General features: G+C 46.6%; 14 protein-coding genes, 3 tRNA genes, 1 other RNA gene and 1 other annotated feature. Of the genes, 15 read left to right on the top strand and 3 right to left on the bottom strand.

Annotation, left to right across the window (positions count from 1 at the left end; genetic code table 11):
• Nucleotides 1-206: 206 nt before the first annotated feature.
• Nucleotides 207-1,673: an IMP dehydrogenase gene (gene guaB, locus KNP96_RS16455; protein WP_029332179.1), complete on the top strand. Its 1,467-nt coding sequence runs from the start codon at nt 207-209 to the stop codon at nt 1,671-1,673.
• Between the two features lie 144 nt (nt 1,674-1,817).
• Here guaB and pdxR read toward each other — a convergent pair whose 3' ends face one another.
• Complete coding sequence (gene pdxR, locus KNP96_RS16450; protein ID WP_214771820.1) at nt 1,818-3,209, bottom strand: MocR-like pyridoxine biosynthesis transcription factor PdxR; 1,392 nt, start codon at nt 3,207-3,209, stop codon at nt 1,818-1,820.
• 129 nt (nt 3,210-3,338) lie between these two features.
• On the opposite strand from pdxR, the gene pdxS reads away from it, so the two are divergent.
• From pdxS to KNP96_RS16410, 8 genes are all read left to right on the top strand, one after another.
• Nucleotides 3,339-4,226, top strand: a complete 888-nt coding sequence (gene pdxS, locus KNP96_RS16445) for a pyridoxal 5'-phosphate synthase lyase subunit PdxS (protein ID WP_369834776.1) — start codon at nt 3,339-3,341, stop codon at nt 4,224-4,226.
• Nucleotides 4,220-4,801 carry a pyridoxal 5'-phosphate synthase glutaminase subunit PdxT gene (gene pdxT / locus KNP96_RS16440; RefSeq protein ID WP_088835954.1) on the top strand — a complete coding sequence of 194 codons (582 nt, stop codon included), beginning with the start codon at nt 4,220-4,222 and terminating at the stop codon, nt 4,799-4,801. Before pdxS ends, pdxT begins: the two co-directional genes overlap by 7 nt.
• Before the next feature lie 87 nt (nt 4,802-4,888).
• Nucleotides 4,889-6,133: a D-alanyl-D-alanine carboxypeptidase family protein gene (locus KNP96_RS16435; RefSeq protein WP_214771818.1), complete on the top strand. Its 1,245-nt coding sequence runs from the start codon at nt 4,889-4,891 to the stop codon at nt 6,131-6,133.
• A gap of 12 nt (nt 6,134-6,145) precedes the next feature.
• Nucleotides 6,146-6,354, top strand: a binding site (T-box leader).
• Nucleotides 6,355-6,415: 61 nt separating this feature from the next.
• Nucleotides 6,416-7,693: a serine--tRNA ligase gene (gene serS / locus KNP96_RS16430; RefSeq protein ID WP_088835956.1), complete on the top strand. Its 1,278-nt coding sequence runs from the start codon at nt 6,416-6,418 to the stop codon at nt 7,691-7,693.
• Nucleotides 7,694-7,830: 137 nt separating this feature from the next.
• Nucleotides 7,831-7,921: transfer RNA gene (locus KNP96_RS16425), tRNA-Ser, on the top strand.
• 35 nt (nt 7,922-7,956) lie between these two features.
• Nucleotides 7,957-8,047: transfer RNA gene (locus KNP96_RS16420), tRNA-Ser, on the top strand.
• A 34-nt stretch (nt 8,048-8,081) separates the two neighbouring features.
• Nucleotides 8,082-8,171, top strand: a tRNA-Ser gene (locus tag KNP96_RS16415).
• Nucleotides 8,172-8,276: 105 nt separating this feature from the next.
• On the top strand, nt 8,277-8,741 hold the full coding sequence (locus tag KNP96_RS16410; protein ID WP_157898458.1) for a DinB family protein: 465 nt from the start codon (nt 8,277-8,279) through the stop codon (nt 8,739-8,741).
• A gap of 453 nt (nt 8,742-9,194) precedes the next feature.
• Here the strand turns inward: KNP96_RS16410 and KNP96_RS16405 are convergent, their stop codons facing one another.
• Both KNP96_RS16405 and KNP96_RS16400 read right to left on the bottom strand, forming a co-directional pair.
• Nucleotides 9,195-9,872 carry a deoxynucleoside kinase gene (locus tag KNP96_RS16405; RefSeq protein WP_029332186.1) on the bottom strand — a complete coding sequence of 226 codons (678 nt, stop codon included), beginning with the start codon at nt 9,870-9,872 and terminating at the stop codon, nt 9,195-9,197.
• Nucleotides 9,869-10,498 (bottom strand): deoxynucleoside kinase, encoded by a 630-nt coding sequence (locus tag KNP96_RS16400; protein ID WP_088835958.1) that lies wholly within the window; start codon nt 10,496-10,498, stop codon nt 9,869-9,871. The genes KNP96_RS16405 and KNP96_RS16400 overlap by 4 nt, the downstream gene beginning before the upstream one ends.
• Before the next feature lie 110 nt (nt 10,499-10,608).
• On the opposite strand from KNP96_RS16400, the gene tadA reads away from it, so the two are divergent.
• From tadA to KNP96_RS16370, 6 genes are all read left to right on the top strand, one after another.
• Nucleotides 10,609-11,115 carry a tRNA adenosine(34) deaminase TadA gene (gene tadA / locus KNP96_RS16395; protein ID WP_088835959.1) on the top strand — a complete coding sequence of 169 codons (507 nt, stop codon included), beginning with the start codon at nt 10,609-10,611 and terminating at the stop codon, nt 11,113-11,115.
• Nucleotides 11,116-11,162: 47 nt separating this feature from the next.
• Nucleotides 11,163-11,429, top strand: an RNA gene (ffs, locus tag KNP96_RS16390) — signal recognition particle sRNA large type.
• Nucleotides 11,430-11,526: 97 nt separating this feature from the next.
• Nucleotides 11,527-13,209 carry a DNA polymerase III subunit gamma/tau gene (gene dnaX, locus KNP96_RS16385; protein ID WP_214767985.1) on the top strand — a complete coding sequence of 561 codons (1,683 nt, stop codon included), beginning with the start codon at nt 11,527-11,529 and terminating at the stop codon, nt 13,207-13,209.
• Nucleotides 13,210-13,231: 22 nt separating this feature from the next.
• Nucleotides 13,232-13,552: a YbaB/EbfC family nucleoid-associated protein gene (locus tag KNP96_RS16380; protein WP_012368932.1), complete on the top strand. Its 321-nt coding sequence runs from the start codon at nt 13,232-13,234 to the stop codon at nt 13,550-13,552.
• Nucleotides 13,553-13,570: 18 nt separating this feature from the next.
• The gene (gene recR, locus KNP96_RS16375; RefSeq protein ID WP_029332190.1) at nt 13,571-14,170 is read left to right on the top strand and encodes a recombination mediator RecR; all 600 of its coding nucleotides are present in this window, start codon (nt 13,571-13,573) and stop codon (nt 14,168-14,170) included.
• Nucleotides 14,167-14,385 (top strand): YaaL family protein, encoded by a 219-nt coding sequence (locus KNP96_RS16370; RefSeq protein ID WP_029332191.1) that lies wholly within the window; start codon nt 14,167-14,169, stop codon nt 14,383-14,385. Before recR ends, KNP96_RS16370 begins: the two co-directional genes overlap by 4 nt.
• Nucleotides 14,386-14,598: the final 213 nt, after the last annotated feature.

Here is a 14,598-nt window from a genome sequence, read left to right as displayed (position 1 = left end):
CGAAAGTAGTTGGGGGCTTCCCCCTGTGAGGATAGGACGTTGCCAGGCAATTGAAAAGGACCGATCTGCATCTTGCAGGTCGGTCTTTTTGTGTTGTGTGAAACTTCAGACTGTTCTGATTATTACTGGAGTCATTGACATGACTGTTTCTCCTTGTTACCATAACATCAATATTCTTTTATCAAAGAGAAAGCGAGTGGATAAACATGTGGGAGAATAAATTTGCTAAAGAGGGCTTGACGTTTGATGACGTTTTGCTTGTACCACGTCGTTCAAGTGTCTTACCACGTGACGTCGATCTATCTGTATCCTTATGCGAAGGGATTACACTGAACATCCCGTTGATCAGTGCAGGAATGGATACTGTGACGGAAGCACCAATGGCGATTGCCATGGCACGTCAAGGCGGTCTAGGTGTCGTCCACAAAAACATGTCGATGGAAGACCAAGCAGAACATGTCGATCGCGTCAAACGTTCTGAAAATGGTGTCATCACGAATCCGTTTTATCTTACACCTGAACGCCAAGTATACGATGCTGAATATTTAATGAGTAAATATCGTATTTCTGGTGTTCCGATCGTTAACAACGAAACAGAACGGAAACTCGTTGGTATTTTAACAAATCGTGATCTTCGTTTTGTTAAAGACTATTCGACGGTAATTGAGACGGTCATGACGACAGAAGAACTCGTCACTGCTACAGTTGGTACGTCACTTGAAGAAGCAGAACAAATTCTCCACAAACATCGCATTGAAAAGTTACCACTCGTTGATGAGAACGGTGTATTAAAAGGCTTAATTACAACAAAGGATATTGAAAAAGTCGAACAATATCCACATGCAGCAAAAGATCAATTCGGACGTCTTCTCGTCGCTGCAGCTGTCGGTGTCACGAAAGATGCATCTCTTCGCGCACGTTTTCTTGTTGATGCAGGCGTCGATGCACTCGTCGTCGATACGGCACACGGTCACTCTGAAGGCGTACTCTTAAAAGTACGTGAGCTTCGTGATGAATATCCAAATCTTCCAATCATCGCAGGGAACGTTGCAACAGCAGAAGCAACACGCGATTTAATTGAAGCTGGTGCATCGGTCGTCAAGGTAGGGATTGGACCTGGTTCAATTTGTACGACACGTGTCGTTGCGGGAGTGGGGGTTCCACAAATCACTGCAGTCTTTGATTGTGCGACAGAGGCCCGTAAGCATGGTGTCTCCATCATTGCCGACGGCGGAATTAAGTACTCGGGCGATATCGTCAAAGCACTTGCAGCTGGCGGTCATGCGGTCATGTTAGGTAGTCTGCTTGCTGGTGTTGAAGAAAGCCCGGGCGAAATGGAGATCTACCAAGGTCGTCAATTTAAGACATACCGTGGTATGGGTTCTGAAGCATCAATGAAACGTGGTAGTCAAGATCGCTACTTCCAAGAAGCAGATAAGAAATTCGTTCCAGAAGGAATTGAAGGTCGTGTCGCTTACCGTGGAAAACTCGGTGATTCTGTCTATCAACTCGTTGGTGGGATTCGTTCAGGAATGGGATATTGTGGAGCAGCTTCATTAGAAGAATTGCGAGAAGACACACAATTCATCCGCATGACGGGTGCTGGCTTACAAGAAAGTCACCCACATGACATTCAAATCACAAAAGAAGCATCGAACTATACACGCCAATAAAAAGAAAGCCCTGCAGATGATGCGGGGCCTTTTTTTGTTTATAGATTAATGATGTTAGGCGGCTCAAGGTGTTTCACGACATAGCCTATATGAAAATCACGGACACGTTCAAGCTGGTTTTGTTCACAGTCCGAAAGACTGCTGTTACAACTGCCAAGACTGTAACAACTCCCCAAGCCCCTCTTCAAGATCTGATTCCGATAGACTTGCAAAACCTAACACGATTTGTGGGTGCATTGCTTCTAACGGAAGTTGTGCATACTGGGATAAACCATAGACCTGAATTGAAGCGTCGTGTGCTCGCCTGACTAATTCTTCTTCCGTCATCCCGTTCGCAACAGAAACGACGACATGCAAACCCGCACTTTCGCCGGTCAAGCGCAGGGATGAGATAGCACGTAACGAATTGACGACGATGTCTAACTTACGCCGATAGATCTTTCGCATCCGATTCAAATGTTTCTCGAAGTCGCCTTCTTTCATAAAACGTGTCAAAATCGTTTGATCAAAACGTGAGACACTGCATGTGTAATAGGAGAGTTCGGTCTGATAGCGCTCAAGCAAAGAAGGCGGAAGGACCATGTAGCCAATCCGCAGTGAAGGCATGAGCGACTTGGAGAAGGTGCTCAAATAAAGTACTCGTTCACTATCGATGCTGTGGAGTGACGGAATCGACTTGCCACTATAACGAAACTCACTGTCGTAGTCATCCTCAATGATGTAACGTGTCGGGGATTCAGCAGCCCAGTTCACCAATTGCCGGCGCCGATTGACGGATAAGATGCTTCCGGATGGAAATTGGTGGGCAGGTGTCACATACATGATATCCACATCGGTCTGACTTAAAGTCGAGACTTTGACACCACTTTGATCGACCGGAATCGGGATTGCTGTTCGTCCATGATTCTCAAGAATGAGTCGGGTCGCATGATAACCGGGATCTTCGATTCCGTAGGTGACGTGTTGTCCTAGCAGGAAAATCAGTTGGGCCAAAAGTTGTTCGACCCCAGACCCAATGATGATTTGTTCAGGCGAACAGATGACACCTCTTGAGTGATATAGGTAGGTCGCAATTTCAACACGTAAGGCGAGATCGCCTTGCGGGTGTCCGAGTGAAACAAGAGATTGATTATGTTCATCGATGACATCCTTCGCATGTTTTCGCCAACGTGAAAAAGGAAAAGATGATCCATCGATTTTACTCGGATGGAAATCATGACGGATATAGGTGGACGGAGAAAGGCGTTGCTTCGTTGCTAGTGGTATTTTCTTTACATAAGCAAGCTCTTCGTGTGCTAAGACAAAATACCCTTTTCTTGAAACTGACTCGACATAGCCTTCGGCGACGAGTTGTTGATAGGCGAGCTCAATCGTCGTTTGACTCAAGTTCAAGAACTGACCGAGTTTTCGTTTTGACGGTAATTTGACACCATACTCTAGACGTCCATCGATGATTTCTTGACGAATCTGTTGATACAATTGCTCGTATAACGGCTTATTGCCCTCTCGTATTAACTCGAACGATAACATATCCATTGAAGTACCTCCTAAAACTGACCTGTTCATTTCATCATAAACTGATACTTTTAAAATAGTCAATCGAGACTATACTAAAACGTAAGTAAGGAGCTATCAATCAAATTGTTCAAGGGGGAATTTAGAATGATGGAACGGCAACAAGGAACGGATCGTGTCAAAAGAGGAATGGCTGAGATGCAAAAAGGGGGCGTCATCATGGACGTCGTCAATGCCGAGCAAGCGAAAATCGCAGAGGCAGCCGGTGCCGTCGCCGTCATGGCACTCGAACGTGTCCCGTCTGATATTCGCCGAGATGGAGGTGTGGCACGAATGGCAGATCCGACCATCACGGAAGAGGTCGTAAATGCCGTCACGATTCCTGTCATGGCGAAATGCCGAATCGGCCATATCGTCGAAGCACGGATCCTTGAGTCGATGGGGGTCGATTTCATTGATGAGAGTGAAGTCCTGACACCGGCTGATGAAGAGTACCATCTGTTGAAGTCGACGTTTACGGTACCGTTCGTTTGTGGGGCACGCGATTTAGGAGAGGCGGCTCGCCGAATTGCGGAAGGTGCGGCGATGATTCGGACAAAAGGCGAACCGGGAACGGGTAACGTCGTCGAAGCCGTCCGGCATATGCGAAAAATTCAAGCTGAACTCAACCAGATTTTACATACGAATCCGGATGAGTTGATGACACGGGCGAAGGAGTGGGGTGCACCTTACGAAGTCTTACGGATGATTCAGCAAGAAGGGCGTCTACCCGTTGTTAACTTTGCTGCCGGTGGAATCGCGACGCCGGCAGATGCTGCGCTGATGATGCATCTTGGAGCTGACGGTGTTTTCGTTGGTTCAGGCATTTTTAAATCGGAGCAACCGGAAAAATTTGCGAAAGCGATCGTCGAAGCCGTGACGTACCGGGATGACTTCGAACGAATTGCGTATCTCTCGAAAGGTCTCGGAACAGCGATGAAGGGGATTGATGTCACGTCGATGCCGTTTGAGGAACGGATGGCACCACGGGGATGGTAATCGGGGTACTTGGTCTACAAGGGGCAGTCAGGGAACACCTTGAGATGTTGGCATCGCTCGGTGTAAAAACACGAATCATCAAATCGGCGGAAGATTTAGAAGGAATCGCCGGACTTGTCTTGCCCGGTGGTGAGTCGACAGCGATGCGCCGGTTGATTGATCGCTACGCCTTGCTTGTGCCCCTTCGACAAAAAATAAAGACGTTACCGATGTTCGGGACGTGCGCCGGGATGATTTTATTAGCGACGGAACTTGAACAAGGAGATGTTCACCTCGGGGCAATCCCGATGAAAGTGAAACGAAATGCGTTCGGTCGCCAAGTGGACAGTTTTGAAACGATGCTAGCCGTCGACGGAATCGGGGCGGACATTGAAGCTGTCTTTATTCGAGCCCCTTATGTCGAACGAATCGATCAAGCGACCCGCGTTCTCGCTCGCATTGACGACGAGATCGTCGTCGTCGAAACAGACATGCATCTCGCCTGTTCGTTTCATCCGGAATTAACGAACGATACCTGTTTGCATCGTTACTTTATTGAAAAAGTAAAACAGCAACGTTCGGTTCACGTCATCTAACGACAAAAAAAGTATCCTTCAGTTCAAGCTGTGGGATACTTTTTTTATGCTACACTGAGGGTATAAATGAATTGAAGGAGAGGAACGATGAAACGACTTTTCATACTCTTCTTGAGCGTCCTTTTACTGACGACGAGTCTACTCCCAGTGACGAGTTATGCCGAGGTACCGACGATCAAGGCAGAATCCTACATCATGGTCGATGCTGTGACCGGTAAAGTATTGTTAGAAGAACAAGCCGATTTGGCTTTACCTCCGGCTTCGATGACGAAATTGATGACACTTTACTTAGTCCGACGTCAAATCGAACAAAAGAAACTAAGCTGGAACAAAAAAGTTCAACCAAGCCAAAAAGTACTCAAATTAGCAGGCACACCAGGATTGGCACGGGTGCCGTTAAGCAATCGTACATATACCGTTCGTGAGCTCTATGATGCAGCGTTCATCAAGTCAGCTAATGATGCGGCTGTATTACTTGCTGAAGTCGTTGCCGGAACAGAACAAAAATTCGTCAAGCTGATGAATGAGACGGCGAATACATTTGGGATGGACAATACAGAATACTCAAATGCATCGGGACTCGATGCAGTCGATGCAGCCTTACCGGGGACGAACTTGATGACAGCGACCGACATTGCACTACTCGTCATTCGTTTTATTAAAGATTATCCCGATGTCTTAGATGTCACGAGTCGTTCTTCGATGAAACTGGATGGCATCACACTCCAAAACTCCGATAAGATGTTGAAAGATCAAAAGTACGCGTATCCCGGGATGCGTGGGATGAAGACAGGGACGACTGATCTTGCCGGATATTGTTTTGCCGGTGTCGCGACGAAAGATAACATGACGATCATTACAGTCGTCATGCGGACGACATCCGATCAAGCGCGGTTTGCAGAAACAAAAAAGTTACTCGATTATGGCTTCTCATCGTTTGAGCCGTTGACTTATTACGGAAAAGGCGAGCGGATTAAAGACGTCTTCCCGATTCGTGGTGCGGAAGAAACAGACTATGACGTCATCACGGATGCATCGCTTTACGTGACGGTGCCGAAGAACGCAGCAACCCGTCCACCCGTATTTACGTTTAATCTGACCCATGCTCCAATCAAGAATGGCGCAAGTGTCGGAACGGTTCAAGTGAAGGATGAAGGCATGTACTTGCCGGGGTTTGATGTGCCGAGATCACTTCTCTATAGTGCGGAGCGAATCGCTTTGGCGAGCTTCAAGACCCGTTTGTTCCGGGCGATTGCTGCCTGGTCCGATAAAATTGATGATGCGATTCGTAAACCGGGTCTTGTCAATCTCAAACAGGATAGTGTAAAGTAGAGCTAATCTCATAACGATGCAATGAACGGACCAAGTAAAGGAATTTATTCTGTTAAGAGAGCTAGTGGTTGGTGTGAACTAGTCAGAAGGATGCCTTGAATCGAGCCGGATCGCACACCTTGCGAACAAGGTGCGGGTACGCCCGTTATCGCGTCTTTGAGTTGGCTAGCAAGACTAGCAATGAGGGTGGCAACGCGGATCCAAGGTGATTCGTCCCTCTTCGGTTTTTATACCGGAGAGGGATGGATTGCCTTTTTTTATTGAAAAAAAGGAGGAATACACATGATTGATATTAAACGTCTGCGTCAGGATTTTGACGCAATCCAAGAAAAACTAGCACACCGTGGAGAAGATTTAACGGACATGAACCGGTTCATCGCGTTAGACGAAAAACGTCGTGAACTGATTGCCCGGACCGAGGTCTTAAAAGCGGAACGAAATGACGCGACGAAAAAAATTGCAGAACTCAAACGCAATAAAGAAAATGCCGACGAGGCAATTGCCGCGATGCGAACTGTCGGAGATGAGATTAAAGGAATCGACGACGAGTTGCGCGAAGTCGAAGCGACGTTGAATCAACTGTTGCTTGGTATCCCGAACATTCCGCATGACAGCGTCCCGATCGGTTCTTCAGAGGATGATAATGTCGTCATCCGTGAAGTGGGTGATAAACCGGCCTTTGACTTCGACGCCGTCCCGCATTGGGATTTGATGGAGCAATTAAAAATCGTCGACGTGGAACGGGCAGGGAAAGTCACAGGAAGTCGCTTCGTTTTCTATCGTGGGGCAGGTGCACGTCTCGAACGTGCGTTAATCAACTTCATGATGGACATGCATCAAGATGAAAACGGCTATACGGAAATTTTACCGCCACTCATGGTCAACCGCGAATCAATGACAGGAACAGGTCAACTTCCGAAATTTGAAGAAGATGCGTTCAAAGTCGAAGAGACGAACTACTTCCTCGTGCCGACAGCGGAAGTGCCGGTGACGAACATGCACCGGGATGAAATCTTGGCAGCAAGCCAATTACCGATCGGTTATGCAGCATACAGCCAGTGTTTCCGCTCAGAAGCCGGATCTGCCGGCCGTGATACACGAGGCCTGATTCGTCAACACCAATTCAACAAAGTGGAGCTCGTTCGTTTCGTTAAGCCGGAAGAGTCTTATGAACAACTTGAACTGTTGACTGGTCAAGCCGAAGAAGTGCTTAAACGATTGAAATTACCGTATCAAGTCCTCAGCATGTGTACAGCGGATCTTGGATTCACAGCAGCGAAGAAATACGATATCGAAGTCTGGATGCCGAGCCAAGGCGTTTACCGCGAGATTTCTTCTTGTTCAAACTTTGAAGATTTCCAGGCGCGCCGGGCACAAATTCGTTTCCGCCGGGAAGCGAATGCAAAACCGGAATTCGTGCATACATTAAACGGTTCTGCGCTTGCTGTTGGCCGGACGGTCGCAGCCATCTTAGAGAACTATCAACAAGCAGATGGTTCAGTTATTATTCCAGAAGTACTTCGTCCATACATGGGTGGACTCAAAGTGATTCAAGCATAAGTAGAAAAGGGGGAGCCTTCCCCCTTTATACTTTTAAAAAGTTTTTTTAGAAAAGGTCTTTACAGAGTAAAACCAAGATGCTATTATAATTTATGTCAGGAAGGCAAGCACGTTACAATTTGCTCGATTATAAGTACGGAGGCGTACTCAAGTGGTTTAAGAGAACGGTCTTGAAAACCGTCAGGCGGCGAAAGCCGTGCGTGGGTTCGAATCCCACCGCCTCCTCCATTTCTTTTTTTTTACCTGAAAACTACATATAACTTGGAGGCGTACTCAAGTGGTTTAAGAGAACGGTCTTGAAAACCGTCAGGCGGCGAAAGCCGTGCGTGGGTTCGAATCCCACCGCCTCCTCCACTTCTTTTTTTTTACCCAAAAATAAATTTAACATGGAGTCGTACCCAAGCCCGGCTGAAGGGGACGGACTCGAAATCCGTTAGGGGTCGTAAGGCCCGCGTGGGTTCGAATCCCACCGACTCCGCTTATATCGAGCATCTCACATCGTGTGAGGTGCTTTTTTATTGCACCAAGATCCGTTCGCATGCTATGTTTTCCTACATGTAAAAAGGAAGAAGGAGCACTTGATATGACCAATACAAAAGAAACCTTACTCACTCACTATAAAGAAACGATGAACTTCGTCCGTGAACTCGAACACATCCCGGAAGACGCGTGGCGTAGCTCATATGCGGAAGGCAAATGGACGATTGCTGAAATCGTAGGTCACTTGTCACCGTGGGACCGCTTCATGGTGGCAGAACGTCTTCCATTCATGTTGGCGGACGAACCATTCCGTGTGAAGCCGAACAGTCAGGAAGTCAACGAAGAAGCGGCGAAGATGAGTCGCGAGCAGCAACGAATCTTAACGATTGATGAATTCTTAGTCAGCCGTGACCTATTAAGCCGGGCCGTTGATTTGATTCCGGAAGAACGTTTGATGGATACGTTCACTTCGAACGGGAAAACGATGATGATCGTCGACTTGCTTGGCGCGATGAAACAGCACGACTTACATCACATCGACCAAATCAAACAAGTAACAGCACGCTAAAAAAAGCCCTTCGACGACTGTCGAGGGGCTCAGGCTGTAGACAAAGTGCCATCGGGAGATCAAGCGTCTTTTTTCGTTGCTTTCCTCGGGCGAGGCGCAAGCCGTTGCTCCTTCGTCCTAACGGACAAGAAGCAGGGTCTTGTCTGCCTCTGAACGTGCGTTCCCCGCAGGAGTCAACGAAACGTGACGCTTTTTAGGTAACACTATGACGGAAAGCCAGTCATGCAGACGGTTTAGGGCGCAATCCGTCTCGAATCGCTTAGAACCGCGAAAAGCAATCGGTCGCGACCCTGCAGCTTTGCTGTAGCGGCGCGGAAGATTGCCGCTTTGAAGACGAGGCGAGACAGGGAAGCGCGACCGGATTGTCTTTCGTTATCGCATGTTCACGCTTTATAAGAGTTTGTCTACACGCAAAAGCCCTTCGGCGACTGTCGAAGGGCTTTTGCGTGTGAATCAACGTGTTTTTGCAATCCGGGCGACTTCAAGTTGTTTATCGATTTTCGAGAGGATACGTTCAATCGACTCCGGTTCATTTAGAAGATCATATTCATCGATGGATAAACGAAGGACCGGGCAAATCGTGAAGTTATTGATCCAGTTCGTATACCGTTCGTACATCTCTTCCCAATACTCGATTGGTGTTTGCTGTTCCATCTCGCGTCCGCGGAGACGAATCCGGTCGAGCACCTGTTCAAACGATCCTTCCAGATAAATCAACAAGTCCGGATGCGGGAAAAATGGCGTCATGACCATCGCATCGAACAAACTGGAATACGTTTCGTAGTCCGTTGGTGACATCGTTCCTTTTTCGAAGTGCATCTTCGCGAAAATGCCTGTATCTTCGTAGATGGAGCGGTCTTGGATGAAACCACCACCGTATTGGAAGATTTTCTTTTGTTCTTTAAACCGTTCCGCTAAGAAATAGATTTGTAAGTGGAAGCTCCAGCGCTCGAAATCGTGGTAGAATTTATCGAGATAAGGGTTCGTATCGACTTTTTCAAGAGATGTCCGGAAGCCGAGTGCGTCTGCTAGACCATTCGTGATCGTCGATTTTCCGATTCCGACCATTCCACCGATCGTAATGACGGCATCTGCCGGAATATTGTATTTTTCACGTAACTTCGAGTTCATGCGTGGTTCGCTCCTTCATATAATTCATTGCGGATTTTAGTTAAGACATAATCCAAGTCTTCTGGGCGTTTGACGAAGTCGAGTTCATCTCCGTTAAAACGGATGACTTTGACTTCCGGGTGTTTGATTTGATACTCCGTGACGAACGTTTCGTAGTCTGCTGCGAGTTGCTCGAGATAATCGCGTGACATGTGTTCTTCAACTTCACGTCCGCGTAAGGCGACGCGTTTCATCAGTGTATCGATACTCGCATTCAAGTAGATGACGGCATCCGGTTTTGGCATATCCGTCGTTAAGATCGAATAAATTTGTTCATATTTATCGATGTGCTCTACTTTGAGCGAGCGGTGAGCAAAAATCAGGTTTTTAAAGATATGATAATCAGCGACGACAGAGCGTTGTTTACTTAGGTAGTGACGTTCGATATCATCGAGCTGTTTAAAGCGATTGCATAAAAAGAACATCTCTGTTTGGAAACTCCATTCTTCGATGTCCTCATAGAACTTTCCAAGAAAGGGATTTTCTTCGACAATTTCGCGTAACATAGAAAATGAGAAATGATGACTGATGGCGTTCGCAAGTGAAGTTTTGCCTACACCAATCGGTCCTTCAACCGTTATGAACATATTCAATTACCCTCCGTTCAGCAAAGTGCAATTTATATTTTAGCACAAAGCAGGGACCCCTGCCGAAGTTTCAGAGGGAGAATTTTTGTAAAGATAGGGAGTGAGTAGAAGTGGAGCGACACGAATATTATATGGAGCTCGCGATTGGTGAGGCGAAAAAGGCGGAAGCCATCGGCGAAGTGCCGATTGGGTGTGTCATCGTCAAAGACGATCAAGTCATTGCGACCGGGTATAATCACCGGGAAACGAATCATCAGGCGACGGCACACGCCGAATTACTCGCCATCGAGCAAGCGTGTGAAAAGCTCGGGAACTGGCGACTGGAAGGGTGCGAACTGTATGTGACGCTTGAACCGTGTCCGATGTGTGCCGGAGCCATCATGTTATCGCGGATTGAACATGTCATCTTCGGAGCCGTTGATCCAAAAGGTGGTTGTTGCGGAACTTTGATGAACCTCATCCAAGATGAGCGCTTTAACCATGTTTCACGTCTGACGAGTGGTATATTAGAAAAAGAATGTGGTGAGTTGTTAACGGCGTTCTTTCGCGAACTTCGTGCGAAAAAGAAAGCAAAGAAACGTGCAATGGGTTGCAACAATTTAGACGAAACAGTATAATGAAAAAGCACTCGAACGGGTGCCACTAAAAAACGATAAATCATTTGCCGTGCTAGGTGGGGATGTAGCGGTTCCCTGTCACTCGCAATCCGCTATAGCGAGACTGAATTCCATATCGAGGGATATGATTGGTATGGTCTGCCTTACGTAAGTAGCGTTGACGTTTGAGTCCTGCGCAACAGATACCCATGAACTAGGTCAGGTCCGGAAGGAAGCAGCCTTAAGTGGTGCTCTCTGTGTGCCGCAGGAGTGCTTGAACTGAGCAGGCTGCGTGAGTAACGCATGTTGAACATATTTCAGAATATGGTGCGCGGCAGTTTAATTTTTATAAAACAAGTCTACAGCCGGTTTCGGTTGTAGACTTTTTTAGGTAGAATAGAACAAGGATCTTAAAAAAGAGGAGGCGCAAATTTGGCCTATCAAGCACTATACCGCGTGTATCGTCCGCAGCGTTTTGATGAAGTCGTCGGGCAAGCACATATCACTCGGACGATTCAAAACGCATTGATGGAAGAACGGATGTCACATGCCTACCTATTTTCAGGCCCGCGCGGAACGGGGAAGACAAGTCTTGCGAAAATCATCGCAAAAGCAATCAACTGTGAACACGCACCTGTAAAAGAACCGTGTAATGAATGCCCGACATGTCTCGCGATTACGGAAGGATCGAGTCCGGATGTGTTCGAAATCGATGCGGCTTCAAACAACGGAGTCGACGAAATTCGTGAAATCCGCGATAAGGTGAAGTACCCGCCTTCAGAAGCAGCCTATAAAGTTTATATCATCGATGAAGTGCATATGCTATCGACGGGAGCGTTCAATGCATTATTAAAAACGCTTGAAGAACCACCGGCACATGCGATTTTCATCTTAGCGACAACAGAGCCCCATAAAATCCCGGCGACCATCATTTCGCGTTGCCAACGTTTTGATGTCAAACGCCATGAAGTCGACCAACTAGTCGAACGGATGCAGTTCATCTTATCCGATCAAGAAATTGCCTACTCGGAGACGGCGTTACGGTTGATTGCACGCGCAGCAGACGGAGGAATGCGGGATGCCTTAAGTTTACTCGACCAAGCAGTCGCTTTCTCGAATGGGGATTTGACGGATGCTGCCGTACTCGAAGTAACGGGTGCCGTAGAAGACGAAGCGTTGCTCGCGATTGCAAACGCACTTCATAATCATCAAGTCGATCAATTATTGCAGACACTTGAGCAGATGCAACGGGCAGGAAAAGACCTGAAGCGATTCGTCGAGGACCTGGTCTTCTTTTATCGGGATACGCTCCTGCTAAAAGCCTCACCGACGGCAGTCGATTTGTTAGAACGCGCCCGTCCGACAGAGGAATTCAAACAGTTCGTCGAAATGATTGAAGCGGAAACATGTTTCCATGTCATCGAACAACTGCATGATTGCCAACAACAGATGCGATTGACGAATCATCCACGTGTCTTAGTCGAGATTGCCTTCATCCAAATTACGGAACAGGGGCGTACGACGGGACAAATCGTCCAGTCATTGCAACAGGAAGTAAGAGAAATGAAGGAACAGATGCATCAGTTGAAAGCGAACGGTGTACCGGCAGCAGAAACAGTCGCGGCGCAACCAGCTAAACGGAAGCAAGGTCGTCCGACCGTGCGGATCGCGAAAGAGCGGATTCGACAAATGCTGATGCGAGCAGAAAAAGCACAATTGCTTGAAATCCAAGAGCGCTGGGATGCTATTCTAAAACTCATCTTAAAGCAAGATGGTCCGATCTATTCGCTTGTCCATGAAAGTAAACCCGTCTTGTGTTCGGGAGATACGTTATTGATTGAGTTTGATAACGGGAAGGGCTGGCATTTCGAACAAGTCATGACGAATGAACGAACGCGTTTCGTTATCGAAGAAGCCCTGTTTGAAGTATGTGGCGTCAAACGGGAGATTCTCGCAATTCTTGATCAAGACTGGAATGAATTAAAGGCAGAGTTTGTTGCAAAGCGAAATAGTAGTAATATAGAAGAGAAAGAGGTCGCTGAAGAATCGGAAAGCGATCGCTTATTATCCGAGACGCTTGGTCGTTTTGGTGATATCGTAGAATTTGAAGACTAATCTTACTTGAGGAGGAACAAATATGCGTGGTATGGGAAACATGAACAATATGATGAAACAAATGCAAAAGATGCAAAAGGATATGGCGAAAGCTCAGGAAGAACTTAAGGATTTGACAGTGACAGGTACAGCTGGCGGTGAAATGGTATCTGTCGTAGCTGATGGTCATAAAAATATCATCGACGTCATCATCAAAGAAGAAGTAGTGGATCCTGACGATGTCGAAATGATTCAAGATCTCGTCCTCGCTGCAACGAATGATGCATTGAAAAAAGTCGATGAACTTGTTTCAAGTAAAATGGGTAAATTTACGCAAGGTATGAACATGCCGGGAATGTTTTAAACTGTAGGAGGAAATCAATTGCAATATCCTGAAGCAATCAGTCGTTTGATTGAAAGTTTTACGAAGCTACCGGGGATCGGACCGAAAACGGCTGTTCGTCTTGCTTTTCATGTCTTAGACATGGAAGAAGATGATGTGTTGATGTTCGGGAAGGCACTCGTCAGCGCGAAGCGCGATATTTCTTATTGTAGCGTGTGTGGAAACATAACGGACAAAGATCCGTGTTATGTTTGTTCGGATAAACATCGTAATCGGACGGTTGTCTGTGTTGTTCAGGATTCGCGAGATGTGATTGCGATGGAGAAGATGCGAGATTATCAAGGGTTGTACCATGTACTCCACGGGGCGATTAGTCCAATGGAAGGGATTGGACCTGAAGACATTAACGTATCGAGTCTTTTGACACGTCTTCAAGAAGACGAAGCCATTACGGAAATCATCTTAGCAACGAATCCGAACATTGAGGGAGAGGCAACGGCGATGTACTTGTCACGTTTACTGAAACCGACGGGAATTCGTGTGACACGAATTGCACATGGTCTTCCTGTTGGGGGAGATTTAGAGTATGCGGACGAAGTTACATTATCCCGTGCGATGGAGGGAAGACGCGAACTATGAGTTGGTTTCGAAAAAAAATCCGAAACGAATACGATGAGCGTCTCCTTACAGAATTGTCTAAAGCAAAAGAAGACTACTTGATGAAACGTCATCTACTTGAGATTAGTTATGATGATTATGGTGATCTTGAAGCACAAATGAAATTAGCCGAGTCGTTGTATTTCTTCTATATAAGCGAAGCAAAACGAAGACGCGTTTCAATCATGATGAAGTGAACGAGTGAAGGCTGTGAGCCCGAGTGGTTTGCAGCCTTTAATCTGTTCTTAAAAAGAAAAATCGAAAAAAATGAAACTATTTTAATAAAACAGTTGTCATCCCCTAACTATCGTGGTATATTAATTCATGTCCTAAAGAGGACGCACGCTTGAAACGAACGAAAAAAATTCTTTTAAAAAGTTGTTGACTTATCGTTCCAGACTTGGTATTCT

It is taken from the genome of Exiguobacterium sp. s133 (genome assembly GCF_018618595.1).
GTDB lineage: Bacteria > Bacillota > Bacilli > Exiguobacteriales > Exiguobacteriaceae > Exiguobacterium_A > Exiguobacterium_A oxidotolerans.
The sequence above is the reverse complement of the archived record's forward strand: the minus strand, read 5'-3'. Positions and strand labels throughout refer to the sequence as shown.